We start from the raw sequence: 17,252 nt of genomic DNA, 5'->3' as shown, positions 1-17,252 counted from the left end.
CCTTTTTAAACATTTAGCGTGCAAGATTATGCAGCTTTCACGGCATCCGCAATACGGTGTGCAAATTCGGTTACCTGCGCTTCGTCTTCACCTTCCACCATCACGCGGATCAGCGGTTCGGTACCGGACTTACGCAGCAGCACGCGTCCACGAGTGCCCAGGGCCGCTTCAACGTCAGCCATCACCGCTTTGACGTTCTCATTTTCCAGCGGATCGCCTTTACCGGCAGTGAAACGTACGTTTACCAGGATCTGTGGGAACATTTTCATCCCGCTGCACAGATCGTGCAGGCTCATATGGTTGCGCGCCATTGCGGCAACCACCTGCAGCGCGGCCACGATACCGTCACCGGTGGTGGTTTTATCGAGCAGGATCACGTGACCCGAGTTTTCTGCACCGATGCGCCAGCCCTTCTCCTGCAGTTTTTCTAGCACATAGCGGTCACCGACTTTCGCGCGGACAAACGGAATACCGAGCTGTTTCAGCGCCAGTTCCAGGCCCATGTTACTCATCAGCGTGCCCACCGCACCGCCGCGCAGCTGGCCCTGACGCAGGCCCTCACGGGCAATGATGTAGAGGATCTGATCGCCGTCGACCTTGTTACCTTCGTGGTCGACCATGATCACGCGGTCACCGTCGCCGTCCAGCGCAATGCCCAGGTCGGCTTTCTCTGCCAGAACACGCGCCTGCAGGGCACGAACGTCAGTTGCGCCCACCTGCTCGTTAATGTTCAGACCATCCGGCTCACAGCCAATGGTGATGACTTTCGCACCCAGTTCGCGGAAAACATTCGGGGCGATGTGATAGGTCGCGCCATTAGCACAGTCCACCACAATTTTGAGGTGAGCAAGGCTTAGCTCATTCGGGAAGGTGCCTTTACAGAATTCGATATAACGGCCCGCCGCATCAACGATACGGTTCGCTTTACCCAGCTCTGCGGAATCAACGCAGGTGATCTCTTTTTCCATTTCGGCTTCAATGGCTTCTTCCACGTCATCCGGGAGCTTGGTGCCGTCAATGGAGAAGAATTTAATGCCGTTGTCGTAGAACGGGTTGTGAGAAGCTGAGATAACAATCCCCGCTTCCGCACGGAAGGTGCGCGTCAGATACGCGACTGCAGGCGTTGGCATTGGGCCCGTAAAGGACGCGGACAGTCCAGCCGCCGCCAGACCCGCTTCCAGCGCTGATTCCAGCATATAGCCGGAAATACGGGTGTCTTTACCGATAATGATCTTACGGGAACCATGACGCGCCAGCACTTTGCCAGCAGCCCAGCCGAGCTTCAGGACAAAATCAGGGGTGATGGGAGCATCGCCTACACGCCCACGGATACCATCGGTACCAAAATACTTACGATTACTCATAGCGTTTGTTTTCCTTCGCTGCCAGTGTGGCTTCCACCACACGCATGGCTTCTACTGTTTCTTTGACGTCATGGACACGAATAATGTGCGCGCCCTGCATCGCCGCAATCACCGCGCAGGCCAGGCTGCCGCTCAGGCGTTCGCTCGGCCCCACGTTCAGCAACTGCCCAATCATCGACTTTCTCGACATCCCCACCAGCAGCGGCAGGTCAAAGTGATGGAATTCCGATAAGCGCGCAAGCAACGCATAATTGTGGGAGAGATTTTTACCGAAACCGAACCCCGGGTCGAGCAACAATTTCTCTTTTGGGATACCTGCACGTTCACAGCGCGCGATATGCTCAATAAAGAAGCGATTCACGTCGGCAAAGACATCGTCGTACTTCGGTGCTTCCTGCATGGTTTTCGGCTGGCCCTGCATATGCATCAGGCATAACGGTAACCCCGTCTCTGCCGCGGCTTCAAGTGCGCCAGGCTCGGTGAGTGAGCGAATATCATTAATAATGTGAGCGCCCACTCTCGCCACTTCACGAATCACTTCGGGTTTAGAGGTATCAACGGAGATCCATACTTCAAACCGCTGCGCGATAGCTTCAACCACCGGCACCACGCGCGCCAGCTCTTCTTCCACAGACACATCCGCTGCACCAGGACGCGTCGATTCACCGCCCACGTCAATGATGGTGGCACCCGCATTAATCATTAAATTCGCGTGCTTAACCGCCTCGATAAGCGTGTTATGCGTGCCGCCGTCAGAGAAGGAGTCAGGGGTAACATTCAGGATCCCCATCACATGGGGATGTGAAAGATCGAGATGCGAGTCCTGAGCGAATAGTTTCATGGCGAAATCCCTGGTATCTATATCGTTAAACAGAAATGAAAAACCCCGGAGCAAGCTCCAGGGTTTGAGTTACAGACAAACGCTTCAACAGCAGTGGCTTACTTATCGCCCAACTGTTCTGACATGGTGTTGCCCGGGTTTGGCGTACGCGGTTCATCAACCGGACGCGGCGCACGCGGGGTGCCATTGTTGTCAGAATTATTGGAAGCGCCTGGGTCTTCCCAGCCTGCTGGCGGACGCACTTCGCGGCGCGCCATCAGGTCGTCAATCTGCGGTGCATCGATGGTCTCATATTTCATGAGCGCATCTTTCATCGAATGCAGGATGTCCATATTGTCGGTCAGGATCTGGCGTGCACGTGCGTAGTTACGCTCTACCAGAGATTTTACTTCCTGGTCGATGATACGCGCCGTCTCATCGGACATATGTTTCGCTTTAGCCACAGAACGGCCCAGGAATACTTCACCCTCTTCCTCTGCATACAGCAGCGGACCGAGTTTGTCGGAGAAGCCCCACTGCGTCACCATGTTACGCGCCAGGTTTGTCGCAACTTTAATGTCGTTGGACGCACCGGTAGAAACATGTTCCACACCGTAGATAATCTCTTCTGCCAGACGACCGCCGTACAGGGTCGAAATCTGGCTTTCCAGCTTCTGACGGCTGGCGCTGATCGCGTCGCCTTCAGGCAGGAAGAAGGTCACACCCAGCGCACGACCGCGCGGAATAATCGTCACTTTATGCACCGGATCGTGTTCCGGCACGAGGCGACCGATAATCGCGTGACCCGCTTCGTGGTATGCCGTGGACTCTTTCTGCGCTTCCGTCATCACCATGGAGCGACGTTCCGCACCCATCATGATTTTGTCTTTCGCTTTCTCAAACTCCACCATCGATACGACGCGCTTGTTACCGCGAGCGGCAAACAGTGCAGCTTCGTTGACCAGGTTCGCCAGGTCCGCACCGGAGAAGCCCGGGGTACCGCGCGCAATGATTGCCGCATCGATATCCGGCGCCAGCGGTACGCGACGCATGTGAACTTTCAGAATCTGTTCACGACCGCGAACGTCCGGCAGACCCACAACAACCTGACGGTCGAAACGGCCTGGACGCAGCAGCGCAGGGTCAAGTACGTCCGGACGGTTAGTCGCCGCGATAACGATGATACCTTCGTTACCTTCGAAGCCGTCCATCTCAACCAGCATCTGGTTCAGCGTCTGTTCACGTTCATCGTGACCACCGCCCAGGCCAGCGCCACGCTGGCGGCCTACGGCGTCGATTTCATCGATGAAGATAATGCACGGTGCTGCCTTCTTGGCCTGCTCGAACATGTCACGCACACGAGATGCACCGACACCCACGAACATTTCGACGAAGTCAGAACCTGAAATAGTAAAGAACGGCACCTTCGCTTCACCCGCGATGGCTTTCGCCAGCAGGGTTTTACCGGTACCCGGAGGGCCAACCATCAGCACGCCTTTCGGGATCTTACCGCCCAGTTTCTGGAAACGGCTCGGTTCACGCAGGTATTCAACCAGTTCACCCACCTCTTCTTTCGCTTCGTCACAACCGGCGACGTCAGCGAAGGTAGTCTTGATCTGGTCTTCCGTCAGCATACGCGCCTTGCTCTTACCGAACGACATGGCACCTTTGCCACCGCCGCCCTGCATCTGACGCATAAAGAAGATCCAGACGCCGATAAGAAGCAGCATCGGGAACCAGGAAATGAAGATAGAAGCCAGCAGGCTTGGTTCTTCTGGCGGCTCGCCAACTACCTTGACGTTTTTGGTCAGAAGGTTATCAAGCAGCTTAGGATCGTTCACCGGGATGTAAGTCGTGTAACGGTTACTATCTTTCTTGGTAACGTTGATCTCACGTCCGTTGATACGCGCTTCGCGAACCTGGTCCTGATTGACCTCCTGCAGGAAGGTAGAATAATCCACCTTGCGGCCATTCGACTCGCTGGGCCCAAAGCTCTGGAATACTGACATCAGCACGACGGCAATGACTAGCCAGAGAATTAGGTTTTTCGCCATGTCACTCAAGGGATTAACCTCACATTACAACTGTGTTAAAAACAGCGTCAGGATACTCTATATCCGGTTTCATTCAAACTTTCGCCTGAAATCTACCGGTTATCATTTTCGCCCGGTCGCTACAATATACACTTCTCGGGAACGGGCCCGGGAAGAGTCCGGCTTACGAACTTTAACCTTCGCAAACAGGGAGCGAATTTCCTTAAGATACTCCTCGAAACCTTCGCCCTGAAACACCTTCACAACAAAACTACCACCAGGCGCCAGAACATCACGACACATTTCTAACGCTAGCTCCACCAGATACATGCCGCGGGGGATATCCACCGCAGGTGTTCCACACATATTTGGTGCCATATCAGACATGACAACCTGAACCTTACTATCACCCACACGTTCAAGTAACGCTTTCAGCACTAATTCATCACGAAAGTCGCCCTGAAGGAAGTCGACACCGACGATGGGATCCATTGGTAAAAGATCGCACGCGATGATTCGACCCGCTCCGCCGATCTGCGTGACCGCATACTGGGACCATCCGCCAGGGGCAGCACCGAGGTCGACAACCGTCATCCCCGGCTTAAAAAGTTTGTCACTTTGCTGTATTTCATCAAGTTTAAACCAGGCGCGGGAACGTAACCCCTTTTTCTGCGCCTGCAGAACATATTTATCGCTAAAGTGTTCCTGAAGCCAGCGGCTGGAACTGGCAGAACGCTTTTTACCTGTCATTTAACTTTTCCGTCCGGGTTCATCGTTGCTTACCTTTGGCGTAAATTTCTACGCTGCTATTTGGCGATATTAGGGAGATGGCGGTAGAATGAACCGTTTTCAATCCCAACGTAAGCAAAAATATACGATGAATCTGAGTACTAAACAAAAACAGCACCTTAAAGGTCTGGCACATCCGCTCAAGCCTGTAGTCATGCTTGGCAACAATGGTTTGACCGAAGGGGTGCTTGCCGAGATTGAACAAGCGCTGGAACACCACGAGCTGATCAAGGTGAAAATCGCCTCTGAAGACAGAGACACTAAAAACCTGATCGTGGAAGCCATCGTGCGCGAAACCGGCGCCTGTAATGTACAGGTCATCGGTAAAACGCTGGTGCTCTACCGCCCATCTAAAGAGCGTAAAATCTCGCTGCCACGCTAAGGATATCCTGAATCAAACACATTTTCTGTGTGAAACGAGGGATTTCTGTCAGCAGGCGAGCAAAATGCCATGCTCCTTGAGTTGATAAAAGGCCGCTATGCGGCCTTTTTCTTTTCTTTACAATGTATCAACATCTTAGTGGAGAAGCGAATTACAGGTATTCAACCTTAATAATTTCGTATTCCACTTCACCGCCAGGGGTGCGAATGGTGACAACATCGTCCTGCTCTTTGCCAATCAGGCCGCGAGCAATCGGGGAGTTCACTGAAATCAGGTTCTGTTTGAAGTCTGCTTCATCATCACCCACGATGCGATAGGTCTGCTCTTCGTCGTTGTCCAGGTTCAGCACGGTCACGGTAGAACCAAAGATCACACGCCCATTATTAGGCATTTTGGTGATATCGATAACCTGTGCATTGGACAGTTTTGCTTCGATATCTTTAATACGCCCTTCACAGAAGCCCTGCTGCTCACGCGCGGCGTGGTATTCAGCGTTCTCTTTCAGGTCGCCATGCTCGCGCGCATCCGCGATAGCGGCGATGATTTCAGGGCGACGCACGGATTTCAGGAAATCCAGCTCTTCGCGCAGTTTTTCGGCACCACGTAAGGTCATCGGAATAGCTTGCATTTGTTATACCTCTTAAACATTCCTGTTGGGAGCAGTGTTCCCTGCTCCTGCCCCCCTAAGCGGGCAAGAAGCAAAAAGAAAACCGACCCGGGAGCAATGCCCCAGGTCAGCAGCAATTTTTCAATTTGATATGCATTTTACCGCGAAGTTCACTATGGGTCATCGTTTACTTTGCAGTGCCATGCACCGTAGTATGACGGTTTGTTTTCGGGTTGTTAGCGCGAGATTATGCGATTTTCCAGATTTATCATCGGATTGACTACCAGTATAACGTTCACCGCCCAGGCCGCGAATGTTGATGAGTACATTAATCAGCTCCCCGCAGGCGCGAACCTTGCACTGATGGTGCAGAAGGTTGGCGCACAGGCTCCCGAGATTGACTATCACAGTCAACAGATGGCGCTGCCTGCCAGTACCCAAAAGGTGATCACAGCCCTCGCCGCCCTGCTCCAGCTCGGGCCTGACTTCCGTTTTACGACCACACTCGAGACCAAAGGTAACGTCGAGGGGGGCGCACTGAAAGGCGATCTTATCGCCCGTTTTGGCGGCGATCCGACCTTTAAGCGCCAGGATATCCGCAATATGGTTGCGGTACTGAAAAAATCTGGCGTACAGAAAATTGATGGCAATGTACTGATCGACACGTCGATCTTTGCCAGCCACGATAAAGCCCCAGGCTGGCCGTGGAACGACATGACCCAATGTTTTAGCGCCCCACCCGCCGCCGCTATTGTTGACCGTAACTGCTTCTCGGTTTCGCTTTACAGCGCGCCAAAGCCAGATGATTTAGCGTTTATCCGTATAGCGTCCTACTACCCGGTCACAATGTTTAGCCAGGTCCGCACGCTGGCGAAAGGCTCCCCGGATGCGCAATATTGTGAGCTGGACGTCGTGCCAGGCGATCTTAACCGCTTCACGCTTACCGGCTGCCTGACGCAGCGCGCCGATCCGCTGCCGCTGGCCTTTGCGATACAGGATGGGGCAAGCTATGCGGGCGCCATTCTGAAAGATGAACTGAAACAGGCGGGAATCACCTACTCCGGCACGCTGCTTCGCCAGACGCAGGTTAACCAGCCCGGCACGGTAATCGCCAGCAAACAGTCTCCGCCGCTGCACGATTTACTGCGAATCATGCTGAAAAAGTCTGACAACATGATTGCCGACACCGTATTTCGCATGATTGGTCACGCGCGTTTCGGCGTGCCGGGCACCTGGCGTGCGGGTTCAGACGCCGTTCGTCAGATCCTGCGCCAGCAGGCCGGGATCGAGCTGGGTAATACCATCGCCGTCGATGGCTCCGGATTATCGCGTCATAACTTGATCTCCCCGGCCACGATGATGCAGGTGCTTCAGTACATTGCACAGCACGACACTGAGCTAAACTTTATTTCAATGCTGCCGCTGGCCGGGCATGACGGTTCACTGCAGTACCGCGCCGGGCTTCACGCTGCCGGTGTGGATGGCAAAGTATCCGCTAAAACAGGCTCACTGCAGGGGGTTTACAACCTTGCAGGCTTCATCACTACCGCCAGCGGACAGCGCATGGCATTCGTGCAGTATCTTTCCGGCTATGCCGTCGAACCGACCGACCAGCGCAATCGTCGTATTCCGCTTGTTCGCTTCGAAAGCAGGCTTTATAAGGACATCTACCAGAATAACTAGCGATGAAACTACTCATAGTTGAAGACGATCTGTTATTGCAGGAAGGGCTAGCGCTGGGGCTGGCCAATGAAGGGTATGCCCTTGACTGTGCCGGCACCGCAGCGGAGGCGGATGCCCTGATCCAGAGCGGCGAATACAGTCTGGTGATCCTCGATTTGGGCCTGCCTGATAAAGACGGCGCCACGCTGCTCAGCCAGTGGCGACGCCGCGGTATCGCCAACCCGGTGTTGATCCTGACGGCGCGCGATGCCATTGAGGATCGTATCACCGGCCTTGATGCAGGCGCAGATGATTATCTGGTGAAGCCTTTTGCGCTTGCGGAGCTGCAGGCTAGGGTGCGGGCGTTGATACGCCGCTATCAGGGCCATAGTGATAACTTACTGACCGACGGCGATATTACGCTGAATCTGCAAACCCAGCAGGTACTGCGCCGGGACCAGGCGGTAGAAGTGACGCCAAAAGAGTTCGCCCTGCTTACGCGTCTGATCATGCGCAGCGGGCAAACGGTGCACAGAGAAACGCTCCAGCAGGATATCTACTCCTGGCAGGACGACCCGGGGTCAAATACCCTTGAAGTTCACATTCACAACCTGCGTCGCAAGCTCGGCAAGGACAGAATCAAAACCGTCCGTGGCGTTGGCTATCGCCTTGAGAGCCAGAAATGAACAGCATGCGTCGGCGTTTGATGGTGCTGCTGGCGGTTATTCTCTTATTTTTCCAGCTGATAAGCGTCATCTGGCTGTGGCATGAAAGCCGTGAGCAGATTGGCTTTCTGGTGAATGAAACGCTGTCGGCAAAAGCCCGCAATAACCATGTCGAAAAAGAGATCCGCGAGGCGATTGCTTCCCTTCTCGTCCCTTCTCTGGTGATGGTCAGTTTCACGCTGCTGTTTTCATTCTGGGCGGTCACCTGGATAACCCGACCGCTGAATAAACTGCGTGACAGCCTGGCTAACCGTTCGGCGGATAACTTAACTCCGCTTCCTATGTATTCCGACATGGAAGAAATAGGCGCGGTGACAACCTCCCTGAACCAGCTGCTCGCCCGGCTGGACAATACCATTCAGCAGGAGCGTCTCTTCACCGCTGACGCCGCACATGAGCTCCGAACGCCCCTTGCCGGTATCCGGCTTCATCTGGAGCTTATGGCGCAGTCAGGCGCACCACAGGCCGCGACGTTAATTAGCCGTATCGATCAGCTCATGCATACCGTCGAACAGCTGCTGATGCTGGCCCGTGCCGGACAGGCAATGGCCAGCGGACACTACGAAACCGTGAGCTGGACGGAAAATATCATTGAACCTCTCGGCCTGGGGCATGAAGCCAAAGAGCATACGGTGATTTGGCCCGCTAAAAGCGCGCTCACGGTTCAGGGAGACGCCGTGCTCCTTCGTCTGATGCTGCGCAACCTGCTGGAGAATGCCGGGCGCTACAGCCCGGCAGGGACAACGATTACAGTGACATTAACCGAGATCGACGGGGGGACGCAGATCGGTGTGATCGATCAGGGGCCCGGTATTGATGAAGCGCACCGACAGTCAATTACCGAGCCATTCCGCCGTCTTGACCAGCGCTACGGTGGCAGCGGTCTGGGCCTGAGTATCGTGCAGCGCATCGTGCAGCTCCACCACGGCAGGTTGACGCTTGAGAACGGCGCTGAAGGTGGTTTGATCGCCAGCTGCTGGCTGCCCGCAACGCTGGAATAAAAAAAGCCCCCATAATGGGGGCTTTGGACAGATATTAGTGCTTGTAGATGAACTCGACGCCTTCTTCGTCGTCTTCATCCCAGTCATCGTCCCAGTCTTCATCATCGTCTTCCGCTTCCAGCTCTTCGAGCTGCTGACGGTGGTAGTCATCCCACATGAATTCGACTTTTTCAGGCTGTTTCGCTTCTTCCGCCTGAACAATTGGGTTCTCAATGATGAAAGTCATCACATCCCAGCACAGATCTTTCACGCCAACCTGGCTTGCCGCAGAGATCAGGTAGTATTTATCTTCCCAACCCATTGCTTCAGCAATCGCTTTGGCTTTCGCTTCCGCTTCGGCTTTGTCCATCAGGTCGATCTTGTTGAAGACCAGCCAGCGCGGCTTACCTGCGAGTTTTTCGCTGTATTTTTCAAGTTCACCGATGATGATACGGGCGTTTTCGACCGGATCGGACTCATCGATTGGATTAATATCAACGATGTGCAGCAATACGCGGCAGCGCTCAAGGTGTTTCAGGAAGCGAATACCCAGTCCTGCGCCTTCTGCTGCGCCCTCGATCAAACCAGGGATATCAGCGACAACAAAGCTCTTTTCGTGGTCCATACGAACAACGCCCAGGCTTGGCACCAGCGTCGTAAACGGATAATCCGCCACTTTTGGCTTCGCGGCCGATACAGCACGGATAAACGTCGATTTACCGGCGTTAGGCATACCCAGCATACCCACGTCTGCCAGCAGCATCAGTTCCAGCTGCAGCTCGCGCGTATCGCCCGGTGTGCCCATGGTTTTCTGACGCGGAGCACGGTTAACCGATGATTTAAAACGGCTGTTACCGAGACCGTGCCAGCCACCTTTAGCAACCAGCAGGCGCTGACCGTGTTTGGTCATATCACCCATGGTTTCACCAGTGCCCTGGTCAATCACACGCGTACCGACCGGAACCTTGATGTTGACGTCTTTACCACGTTTACCGGTACAGTCACGGCTCTGGCCGTTCTGGCCGCGCTCGGCACGGAAAGATTTTTCGAAACGGTAGTCGATCAGCGTGTTGAGGTTTTCATCCGCCTCCAGCCACACGTCACCACCATCCCCGCCGTCGCCGCCGTCAGGACCGCCACGTGGGATATACTTTTCACGGCGGAAGCTCACGCAACCATTGCCGCCATCACCAGCCACGACCAGGATCGTCGCTTCATCAACAAACTTCATTTTACTCTCCGTAACTCATTCGCCTGAGCGGGGGACTACTACAACCGCTTCATTTTTGCGCCAACGTCCCCAAAGACGATGACCAATGGCGGAATACATCGCGCCCGCAACCACGACAAACGCACCGAGATAACCCAACAGGTTGAGCATCGGTCTGACGAAGACATCGGGCCAGGCCATTGATAACAAATCTGAAAATAACAGCGTAAACAGCGGAGTAAGCGTAATTAACGCGCTCACCTGTGCTGCCTGCCAGCGCGCCATCGCTTCGGCCAGCGCGCCATAACCGACCAGCGTGTTCAGCCCACAAAAAATGAGGCACGCCAGTTGCCAGTCGCTAAGCTGGGAAATCACACCCGGCTTTGCTAATGGCAGCAATGCTATTGTACACAAAGTGTACAGCAAAAAGAGGATCTGCTGTGAGGCAAGACGACGCAATAACATCTTTTGTGCGACGCCATAGCTCACCCAGACCGTTGCTGCCCCCACACCAAAAATTACACCCCATGTGTAATCCGTCAGGCGGGTGAAAATCTCTATCAGACTGGTGTTGAAGAACATCACCAGACCGCACAGCAGCATGCTCGCCCCGATAATCTGCGTACCACGCATCTTTTCCTTGAGGATAAAGACGCTGGCGACCATCATGCCCACCGGTGAAAGCTGACCTATCACCTGCGACGCCGTGGGGCTGAGATATTGCAGGGAAGAGCTGAACAGGATGAAGTTACCGAACAGACCGCCCGTCGCGATAGCCAGCAATACCAGCCAGCGCGGTTTGCGGAAAAGCCGCAAGGGTGGAAGCTTACCTTTGATAGCCAGAATGGCCCCGAGGCCGATGCTTGCCATCAGAAAGCGATAAAAGACCACCGTAGGCGGCTCCATCACTTCCAGAACCTGCTTCATTGCAATTGGCAGCGCACCCCAGCACATTGCGGTAGTGAGCGCCAAAAGAATACCAATGCCGGCCTGCTGCTTCATGCCCGTTTTCCCTACAGAAAAAATTACCGGGTTTCCAATGTAAAAAGCCCCGCAACAGGTTGCGGGGCTTTAATCCGTTACCGGACCGAGAAAACCTTACTCAGCAACGATGCTGATGTATTTACGGTTGTTCGGGCCTTTAACTTCAAATTTCACTTTACCGTCTGCTTTAGCAAACAGAGTGTGGTCACGACCGCAACCTACGTTGTTGCCAGCGTGGAATTTGGTACCACGTTGACGAACGATGATGCTACCCGCCAGAACGGATTCGCCACCGAAACGCTTAACGCCCAGGCGTTTAGCTTCTGAATCGCGACCGTTACGTGTGGAGCCGCCAGCCTTTTTATGTGCCATTTAAATCTCTCCTCAGGTCTTAGGCGCTGATGCCAGTAATTTTCACATCAGTGAACCACTGACGGTGGCCCTGCTGCTTACGGTAGTGCTTACGACGACGAAACTTAACGATTTTAACTTTCTCGCCACGACCGTGTGCAACAACTTCAGCTTTGATAACGCCGCCATCAACGAAAGGAACGCCGATTTTGACTTCTTCACCGTTTGCGATCATCAGAACTTCTGCGAACTCAACAGATTCGCCAGTTGCGATGTCCAGCTTTTCCAGGCGAACGGTCTGACCTTCGCTTACTCGGTGTTGTTTACCACCACTTTGGAAAACCGCGTACATATAAACTCCGCTTCCGCGCACGTCCTCGTATGAATCAGAGTGCGCTATAAATATTCACAATAGGGCGCGAATATTACGCAAAACGCGAGCCTTTGACAAGTGCTACCGTCAATACATGAAGAAAAAAAACACAACACGTACGGTAACGTTTATCTGTGCCGTTTTTTCAGTACAATCAGCACTACTATTGATAAACCGAAACCCTTCGTTACCCCATTGAAGATGGGATCAACAGGATAAAAAGCCCGGCTTTTGCGATGAATTTAGAAAAAATCAACGAGTTAACCGCGCAAGATATGGCGGGTGTGAATGCAGCAATCCTGGAGCAACTCAACTCTGACGTTCAGCTGATCAATCAGTTGGGCTATTACATCGTCAGCGGCGGCGGTAAACGCATTCGTCCGATGATTGCCATTCTGGCTGCCAGAGCCGTTGGCTATCAGGGAAATGCTCACATCACTATTGCAGCGCTCATCGAATTTATTCACACGGCGACGCTTCTGCATGACGATGTTGTGGATGAATCGGATATGCGTCGTGGCAAAGCCACGGCAAACGCCGCTTTCGGAAACGCAGCCAGCGTCCTGGTGGGGGATTTTATCTATACCCGTGCCTTCCAGATGATGACCAGCCTGGGCTCACTGAAAGTGCTGGAAGTGATGTCCGAAGCCGTAAACGTCATTGCTGAAGGCGAAGTGCTGCAGCTGATGAACGTCAACGACCCTGACATTACCGAAGAAAACTACATGCGCGTCATCTACAGCAAAACTGCGCGCCTGTTTGAAGCGGCAGCCCAGTGCTCCGGCATTCTGGCTGACTGTACCGAAGCACAGGAAAAAGGCCTGCAGGACTATGGCCGCTATCTGGGTACGGCATTCCAGCTGATTGATGATTTGCTGGACTACAGTGCGGACGGCGAGACGCTCGGCAAAAACGTGGGCGATGACCTGAACGAAGGCAAACCCACCCTGCCGCTGCTTCATGCTATGCGCAACGGAACAGCCGACCAGGCGAAAATGATCCGTGAAGCGATTGAGCAGGGAAATGGCCGCCATCTTCTGGAACCTGTACTGGAAACCATGGCTATCTGCGGATCGCTGGAATGGACGCGTCAGCGTGCGGAAGAAGAAGCCGACAAAGCCATCGAAGCGCTTCAGGTCATTCCAGACAGTCCGTGGCGCGAGGCACTGATTGGTCTTGCCCACATCGCCGTTCAGCGCGACCGTTAATCCCCTTGTTTCTCCCCGCAGCGATAGCGGGGAGATTCCAGAACACACCTGTAAATTCCGTGTTCATGTAAATTCATCGGTTTAGAGACCGCATGAATAAAGCCGTGTCTTATTCTGAATATCCCTTCAAGTAACGCGAACTTTTTAGAACAAGAAGTTGAAATGGGTATAGTAACCGCGTCGTTTCAGAAGAAACGGCGTAGGTGAATCCGAACTTAAGGACGGCGTTATGGATACGAAATTTATCGACTGGCACACGGCTGATATTATTGCCGCACTGCGCAAAAGAGGCACTTCACTGGCAGCAGAGTCCCGCCGCCATGGACTGAGTTCTTCAACTCTGGCAAACGCCCTCACCCGCCCCTGGCCCAAGGGAGAATTAATTATCGCGACGGCGCTGGATACGCATCCGTGGGTAATTTGGCCTTCTCGCTATCACGATCCCATTACCCATGAATTTATCGACAGATCGCGCATGATTCGCCAGAGAAAGGTAAAAACAGAACCGCAGGAATAACGCGTTTTTGACAGGAACAGCAACCCCCCGGTCATTGCTGGCAGGGGGCTGCCGGAACGATTACTCGCCCTTCACACGCTCAATGTTGGCACCCAGCGCGCGCAGTTTATCTTCGATACGCTCATAACCACGGTCGATGTGATAGATACGATCCACGATCGTTGTGCCTTCCGCGATACAACCCGCCAGCACCAGGCTTGCAGACGCACGCAGATCGGTTGCCATCACCTGAGCACCTGACAGTTTCTCAACGCCGTGGCAAATCACGGTATTACTTTCGATCTCAGCATGCGCACCCATACGGATCAGCTCCGGTACGTGCATAAAGCGGTTCTCGAAAATAGTTTCTGTGATGAAGCCAGTGCCTTCGGCGACCAGGTTCAACAGGGTGAACTGCGCCTGCATGTCTGTAGGGAACGCCGGATGCGGCGCCGTACGCACATTGACCGCTTTTGGACGCTGACCGTGCATATCGAGGCTGATCCAGTCTTCGCCGATTTCGATATCCGCACCCGCATCGCGCAGTTTCGCCAGCACCGCATCCAGGGTATCTGGCTGCGCGTTGCGACAAACAATCTTACCGCCAGAAATCGCCGCAGCGACCAGGAAGGTACCGGTTTCGATACGGTCCGGCAGAACGCGATAAACACCACCGCCCAGACGCTCAACGCCTTCGATGGTGATACGGTCGGTACCCTGACCGGAAATCTTCGCCCCCAGCGCCACGAGGAAATTGGCGGTATCCACAATTTCCGGTTCGCGCGCGGCGTTTTCGATGATGGTGGTACCTTCTGCCAGCGTCGCCGCAGACATAATGGTAACCGTTGCGCCCACGCTCACTTTGTCCATGACGATGTGCGCGCCTTTCAGACGACCATTAACGGACGCTTTAACGTAACCTTCTTCCAGCTTGATCTCGGCGCCCAGCTTCTCCAGACCAAAGATGTGCAGGTCAACCGGACGCGCACCGATGGCGCAGCCGCCCGGCAGAGAGACCTGTCCCTGACCAAAACGCGCTACCAGCGGGCCAAGCGCCCAGATGGATGCACGCATGGTTTTCACCAGATCGTAAGGGGCTGAGAAGTTGTTCACCTTGCTGGCGTCGATCCAGACGGAACCGTTACGCTCAACTTTCGTGCCCAGCTGGGTGAGCAGCTTCATGGTGGTGTCGATATCTTTCAGCTTTGGTACGTTCTGAATTTCTACCGGCTCTTCAGCCAGCAGCGCAGCAAAGAGGATTGGCAGCGCGGCGTTTTTTGCGCCAGAAATTGTGACTTCGCCCTGGAGACGCGTTGGCCCCTGTACACGAAATTTATCCATTGTGTGCTCTCTTATAAATTCAACCGTGCTGCGGGCCTGTCGCCCTCAGCTCAAAAACCGTTTAGTTTGCGATCGCGTGCCCACTCTTGCGGCGTGAACGCTTTAATCGACAGGGCGTGGATGCGGTTATCCGCAATATATTCCATCAGCGGCGCGTACACAGCCTGCTGTTTCTTCACGCGGCTCATACCGTCGAACATCTCACCCACAGCAATAACCTGGAAGTGACTGCCATCGCCAGTGACGTGGGCTTCCTGAAGGGAGAGTGCATTCATCAGCACTGTCTGGATTTCATGATTTTCCATGGGTTCTTAATCATCTGATAGTGAAAACAAGCCCAACATCTTAGAGCAAAGTGGCGTTGTCTTAAACAAGCAAAAAGCCCCGACGATGAAACAGTCAGGGCTTTCGGAAGTAACGCACTGAAAATATTAACGAGGCAGTACGTCCTCAGGGAGGTTGTAGAGCTGCGCAAGAGTCACGACATTATCGCTCGCGCCGTGAAGCTTAACGCTTGTCCCCTGCTTTTTCCCCACGGCAACCAGATGGGCAAGCAGCGCAACACCCGCCGTATCCACCCGTGTAACGTCTGTTAAGTCGATACGCGTCACGCCCTGCATCGCTTCGTGGCGTTTGTCCCACAGTGGGTTCAGCAGATCCTGATCCAGTTCACCGGACAGCTTTAATGTTTCGCCTTCACGCGACCAGCTGAGTTGCTGTGACATTACTTCTTCTCGTCCAGGGTAATTTTCTGGCGAGAGATAGACTGCAGCTGAGCGGTCAGGCCATCAATGCCTTTGGTGCGCAGCAGATCGCTCCATTCGTTCTGTTTGGTGGTGATCATGCTTACCCCTTCGGCAATCATGTCATACGCCTGCCAGTGACCGGTCTGGCTGTTTTTACGCCACTGGAAATCCAGACGAACCGGCGGACGACCGTTAGGATCGATGATCGTCACACGGATAGGGACGATAGTCGCATCGCCCAGCGGCTGCTCAGGCGCAATCTGATAGGTCTGGCCGTGGTACATCGCCAGCGCCTGGCCATAAGCCTGTTTCAGGTATTCACGAAACGCGGCAAAGTAGGCATCACGCTGCGCAGGGGTCGCGTCTTTGTAATAACGTCCCAGCACCAGCGCACCCGCATATTTAATCTGCACGTACGGCAGCAGCTCCTGGTCAACAACTTCACGCAGATAATCAGGATTAGCACGAATTTTAGGCTGTTCATTTTTAAGACGGTCGAAGGTCTTTTTCGCCGCTTCGTCCATCAGTTTGTACGGGTTACTCTGATCCGCAGCGTGGGCGGCGGTAAGAGGGGCGATGACCAGCATGGCAACCATTAACAGTCGTTTAAACATGAATGACTTCTCCTGATATTAATTCGCAGCACCTGGCGTCGGTGCGACGTCGGTATGATCTTCGCTCTGCGCTGGGGCAGCGTCGGATTTTTTCTCATCCCCTTTACTGCTGTAAAGGAACTGACCAATCATATCCTCCAGCACCATCGCGGATTTCGTATCCTGAATGACGCTACCGTCTTTAAGGATAGTCGTTCCCAGCTCGGGGTCTTCAAAGCCGACGTTAAGCGCCAGATATTGTTCGCCCAGCAGGCCGGAAGTGCGAATAGAAAGGGAGCTGGTGTCCGGGATATGGTTGTAACGCTCTTCGATATCCATCGCGACGCGTGGCAGATAGGTTTTCTCATCAAGCGTAATGTCAGATACGCGTCCGATCACCACGCCGCCGATACGAACCGGTGAACGCGCCTTCAGCCCGCCGATGTTATCGAAGGTGGCATAGATGCGATACGTCGGCTCGGTGCGCACAGACGTGATATCCGCCGCTCTCAGGCAGATAAACAGTGCGGCCAGCAGCGCCAGCAGCAGGAATACACCGACCCAAATTTCATTTTTTCTCGTTTGCAT

At 53.9% G+C, this 17,252-nt stretch carries 20 protein-coding genes; 6 read left to right on the top strand and 14 right to left on the bottom strand.

The features are described 5' to 3' along the window. Window positions 1-26: 26 nt before the first annotated feature. From glmM to rlmE, 4 genes are all read right to left on the bottom strand, one after another. Window positions 27-1,364, bottom strand: a complete 1,338-nt coding sequence (glmM, locus tag DFO52_RS11865) for a phosphoglucosamine mutase (protein WP_121424771.1) — start codon at window positions 1,362-1,364, stop codon at window positions 27-29. Beyond that, the gene (gene folP / locus DFO52_RS11860; protein ID WP_133550435.1) at window positions 1,357-2,205 is read right to left on the bottom strand and encodes a dihydropteroate synthase; all 849 of its coding nucleotides are present in this window, start codon (window positions 2,203-2,205) and stop codon (window positions 1,357-1,359) included. The genes glmM and folP overlap by 8 nt, the downstream gene beginning before the upstream one ends. 98 nt (window positions 2,206-2,303) lie before the next feature. Beyond that, complete coding sequence (gene ftsH, locus DFO52_RS11855; RefSeq protein WP_029739626.1) at window positions 2,304-4,238, bottom strand: ATP-dependent zinc metalloprotease FtsH; 1,935 nt, start codon at window positions 4,236-4,238, stop codon at window positions 2,304-2,306. Window positions 4,239-4,340: 102 nt separating this feature from the next. Next, complete coding sequence (rlmE, locus tag DFO52_RS11850; protein WP_010436004.1) at window positions 4,341-4,967, bottom strand: 23S rRNA (uridine(2552)-2'-O)-methyltransferase RlmE; 627 nt, start codon at window positions 4,965-4,967, stop codon at window positions 4,341-4,343. A 127-nt stretch (window positions 4,968-5,094) separates the two neighbouring features. On the opposite strand from rlmE, the gene yhbY reads away from it, so the two are divergent. Then, a complete protein-coding gene (yhbY, locus tag DFO52_RS11845) occupies window positions 5,095-5,388 on the top strand; it encodes a ribosome assembly RNA-binding protein YhbY (RefSeq protein WP_003861814.1) in 294 nt (97 codons plus the stop codon). A 151-nt stretch (window positions 5,389-5,539) separates the two neighbouring features. Here yhbY and greA read toward each other — a convergent pair whose 3' ends face one another. Further along, window positions 5,540-6,016: a transcription elongation factor GreA gene (greA, locus tag DFO52_RS11840; protein WP_014171793.1), complete on the bottom strand. Its 477-nt coding sequence runs from the start codon at window positions 6,014-6,016 to the stop codon at window positions 5,540-5,542. Window positions 6,017-6,244: 228 nt separating this feature from the next. Here greA and dacB point away from each other — a divergent pair, with 228 nt between their 5' ends. From dacB to pmrB, 3 genes are read left to right on the top strand one after another with little or no spacing between them, the layout of a single operon-like run. Beyond that, the gene (gene dacB / locus DFO52_RS11835; RefSeq protein ID WP_133550434.1) at window positions 6,245-7,678 is read left to right on the top strand and encodes a serine-type D-Ala-D-Ala carboxypeptidase; all 1,434 of its coding nucleotides are present in this window, start codon (window positions 6,245-6,247) and stop codon (window positions 7,676-7,678) included. 2 nt (window positions 7,679-7,680) lie between these two features. Beyond that, a complete protein-coding gene (pmrA, locus tag DFO52_RS11830) occupies window positions 7,681-8,343 on the top strand; it encodes a two-component system response regulator PmrA (protein WP_033146744.1) in 663 nt (220 codons plus the stop codon). Continuing rightward, the gene (pmrB, locus tag DFO52_RS11825; RefSeq protein WP_133550433.1) at window positions 8,340-9,383 is read left to right on the top strand and encodes a two-component system sensor histidine kinase PmrB; all 1,044 of its coding nucleotides are present in this window, start codon (window positions 8,340-8,342) and stop codon (window positions 9,381-9,383) included. Before pmrA ends, pmrB begins: the two co-directional genes overlap by 4 nt. A gap of 34 nt (window positions 9,384-9,417) precedes the next feature. On the opposite strand, the gene cgtA is transcribed toward pmrB, so the two are convergent. The 4 genes from cgtA to rplU all read right to left on the bottom strand — a co-directional run bounded on the left by cgtA (window position 9,418) and on the right by rplU (window position 12,259). After that, entirely contained in the window at window positions 9,418-10,593 is a 1,176-nt protein-coding gene (gene cgtA, locus DFO52_RS11820; RefSeq protein WP_029739622.1) for an Obg family GTPase CgtA, read from the bottom strand. 15 nt (window positions 10,594-10,608) lie between these two features. Beyond that, window positions 10,609-11,574: a DMT family transporter gene (locus DFO52_RS11815; RefSeq protein WP_133550432.1), complete on the bottom strand. Its 966-nt coding sequence runs from the start codon at window positions 11,572-11,574 to the stop codon at window positions 10,609-10,611. A 96-nt stretch (window positions 11,575-11,670) separates the two neighbouring features. Beyond that, window positions 11,671-11,928 carry a 50S ribosomal protein L27 gene (rpmA, locus tag DFO52_RS11810; protein ID WP_004385076.1) on the bottom strand — a complete coding sequence of 86 codons (258 nt, stop codon included), beginning with the start codon at window positions 11,926-11,928 and terminating at the stop codon, window positions 11,671-11,673. A 19-nt stretch (window positions 11,929-11,947) separates the two neighbouring features. After that, entirely contained in the window at window positions 11,948-12,259 is a 312-nt protein-coding gene (gene rplU / locus DFO52_RS11805; protein WP_003025032.1) for a 50S ribosomal protein L21, read from the bottom strand. A 257-nt stretch (window positions 12,260-12,516) separates the two neighbouring features. Here rplU and ispB point away from each other — a divergent pair, with 257 nt between their 5' ends. After that, window positions 12,517-13,488 (top strand): octaprenyl diphosphate synthase, encoded by a 972-nt coding sequence (gene ispB, locus DFO52_RS11800; RefSeq protein ID WP_024906360.1) that lies wholly within the window; start codon window positions 12,517-12,519, stop codon window positions 13,486-13,488. Between the two features lie 229 nt (window positions 13,489-13,717). Then, the gene (sfsB, locus tag DFO52_RS11795) at window positions 13,718-14,005 is read left to right on the top strand and encodes a DNA-binding transcriptional regulator SfsB (protein ID WP_029739619.1); all 288 of its coding nucleotides are present in this window, start codon (window positions 13,718-13,720) and stop codon (window positions 14,003-14,005) included. 60 nt (window positions 14,006-14,065) lie between these two features. Here sfsB and murA read toward each other — a convergent pair whose 3' ends face one another. The 5 genes from murA to mlaD all read right to left on the bottom strand — a co-directional run bounded on the left by murA (window position 14,066) and on the right by mlaD (window position 17,252). Beyond that, window positions 14,066-15,325, bottom strand: a complete 1,260-nt coding sequence (gene murA, locus DFO52_RS11790; RefSeq protein WP_023309349.1) for a UDP-N-acetylglucosamine 1-carboxyvinyltransferase — start codon at window positions 15,323-15,325, stop codon at window positions 14,066-14,068. Window positions 15,326-15,375: 50 nt separating this feature from the next. Further along, window positions 15,376-15,630, bottom strand: coding sequence for a BolA family iron metabolism protein IbaG (gene ibaG, locus DFO52_RS11785; protein ID WP_008501458.1), 255 nt, complete (start codon window positions 15,628-15,630; stop codon window positions 15,376-15,378). A gap of 126 nt (window positions 15,631-15,756) precedes the next feature. Then, complete coding sequence (gene mlaB, locus DFO52_RS11780; protein ID WP_029739618.1) at window positions 15,757-16,050, bottom strand: lipid asymmetry maintenance protein MlaB; 294 nt, start codon at window positions 16,048-16,050, stop codon at window positions 15,757-15,759. Next, window positions 16,050-16,685 carry a phospholipid-binding protein MlaC gene (gene mlaC, locus DFO52_RS11775; protein WP_029739617.1) on the bottom strand — a complete coding sequence of 212 codons (636 nt, stop codon included), beginning with the start codon at window positions 16,683-16,685 and terminating at the stop codon, window positions 16,050-16,052. Before mlaC ends, mlaB begins: the two co-directional genes overlap by 1 nt. A gap of 18 nt (window positions 16,686-16,703) precedes the next feature. After that, on the bottom strand, window positions 16,704-17,252 hold the full coding sequence (gene mlaD / locus DFO52_RS11770) for an outer membrane lipid asymmetry maintenance protein MlaD (RefSeq protein ID WP_023309352.1): 549 nt from the start codon (window positions 17,250-17,252) through the stop codon (window positions 16,704-16,706).

It is taken from the genome of Enterobacter sp. AG326, from assembly GCF_004362415.1.
Classification (GTDB): domain Bacteria; phylum Pseudomonadota; class Gammaproteobacteria; order Enterobacterales; family Enterobacteriaceae; genus Enterobacter; species Enterobacter asburiae.
Note: the sequence above shows the minus strand (reverse complement) of the source record. Positions and strands in the feature narration are given on the sequence as shown.

Bases quoted from the DNA above. Each gene is read 5' to 3' on its own strand.
- greA (WP_014171793.1), bottom strand. From the start codon at position 6,016: ATGCAAGCTATTCCGATGACCTTACGTGGTGCCGAAAAACTGCGCGAA.
- dacB (WP_133550434.1), top strand. From the start codon at position 6,245: ATGCGATTTTCCAGATTTATCATCGGATTGACTACCAGTATAACGTTC.
- cgtA (WP_029739622.1), bottom strand. From the start codon at position 10,593: ATGAAGTTTGTTGATGAAGCGACGATCCTGGTCGTGGCTGGTGATGGC.
- mlaB (WP_029739618.1), bottom strand. From the start codon at position 16,050: ATGTCACAGCAACTCAGCTGGTCGCGTGAAGGCGAAACATTAAAGCTG.
- folP (WP_133550435.1), bottom strand. From the start codon at position 2,205: ATGAAACTATTCGCTCAGGACTCGCATCTCGATCTTTCACATCCCCAT.
- mlaC (WP_029739617.1), bottom strand. From the start codon at position 16,685: ATGTTTAAACGACTGTTAATGGTTGCCATGCTGGTCATCGCCCCTCTT.
- ftsH (WP_029739626.1), bottom strand. From the start codon at position 4,238: ATGGCGAAAAACCTAATTCTCTGGCTAGTCATTGCCGTCGTGCTGATG.
- ibaG (WP_008501458.1), bottom strand. From the start codon at position 15,630: ATGGAAAATCATGAAATCCAGACAGTGCTGATGAATGCACTCTCCCTT.
- pmrA (WP_033146744.1), top strand. From the start codon at position 7,681: ATGAAACTACTCATAGTTGAAGACGATCTGTTATTGCAGGAAGGGCTA.
- DFO52_RS11815 (WP_133550432.1), bottom strand. From the start codon at position 11,574: ATGAAGCAGCAGGCCGGCATTGGTATTCTTTTGGCGCTCACTACCGCA.
- mlaD (WP_023309352.1), bottom strand. From the start codon at position 17,252: ATGCAAACGAGAAAAAATGAAATTTGGGTCGGTGTATTCCTGCTGCTG.
- sfsB (WP_029739619.1), top strand. From the start codon at position 13,718: ATGGATACGAAATTTATCGACTGGCACACGGCTGATATTATTGCCGCA.
- murA (WP_023309349.1), bottom strand. From the start codon at position 15,325: ATGGATAAATTTCGTGTACAGGGGCCAACGCGTCTCCAGGGCGAAGTC.
- yhbY (WP_003861814.1), top strand. From the start codon at position 5,095: ATGAATCTGAGTACTAAACAAAAACAGCACCTTAAAGGTCTGGCACAT.
- ispB (WP_024906360.1), top strand. From the start codon at position 12,517: ATGAATTTAGAAAAAATCAACGAGTTAACCGCGCAAGATATGGCGGGT.
- glmM (WP_121424771.1), bottom strand. From the start codon at position 1,364: ATGAGTAATCGTAAGTATTTTGGTACCGATGGTATCCGTGGGCGTGTA.
- rplU (WP_003025032.1), bottom strand. From the start codon at position 12,259: ATGTACGCGGTTTTCCAAAGTGGTGGTAAACAACACCGAGTAAGCGAA.
- pmrB (WP_133550433.1), top strand. From the start codon at position 8,340: ATGAACAGCATGCGTCGGCGTTTGATGGTGCTGCTGGCGGTTATTCTC.
- rpmA (WP_004385076.1), bottom strand. From the start codon at position 11,928: ATGGCACATAAAAAGGCTGGCGGCTCCACACGTAACGGTCGCGATTCA.
- rlmE (WP_010436004.1), bottom strand. From the start codon at position 4,967: ATGACAGGTAAAAAGCGTTCTGCCAGTTCCAGCCGCTGGCTTCAGGAA.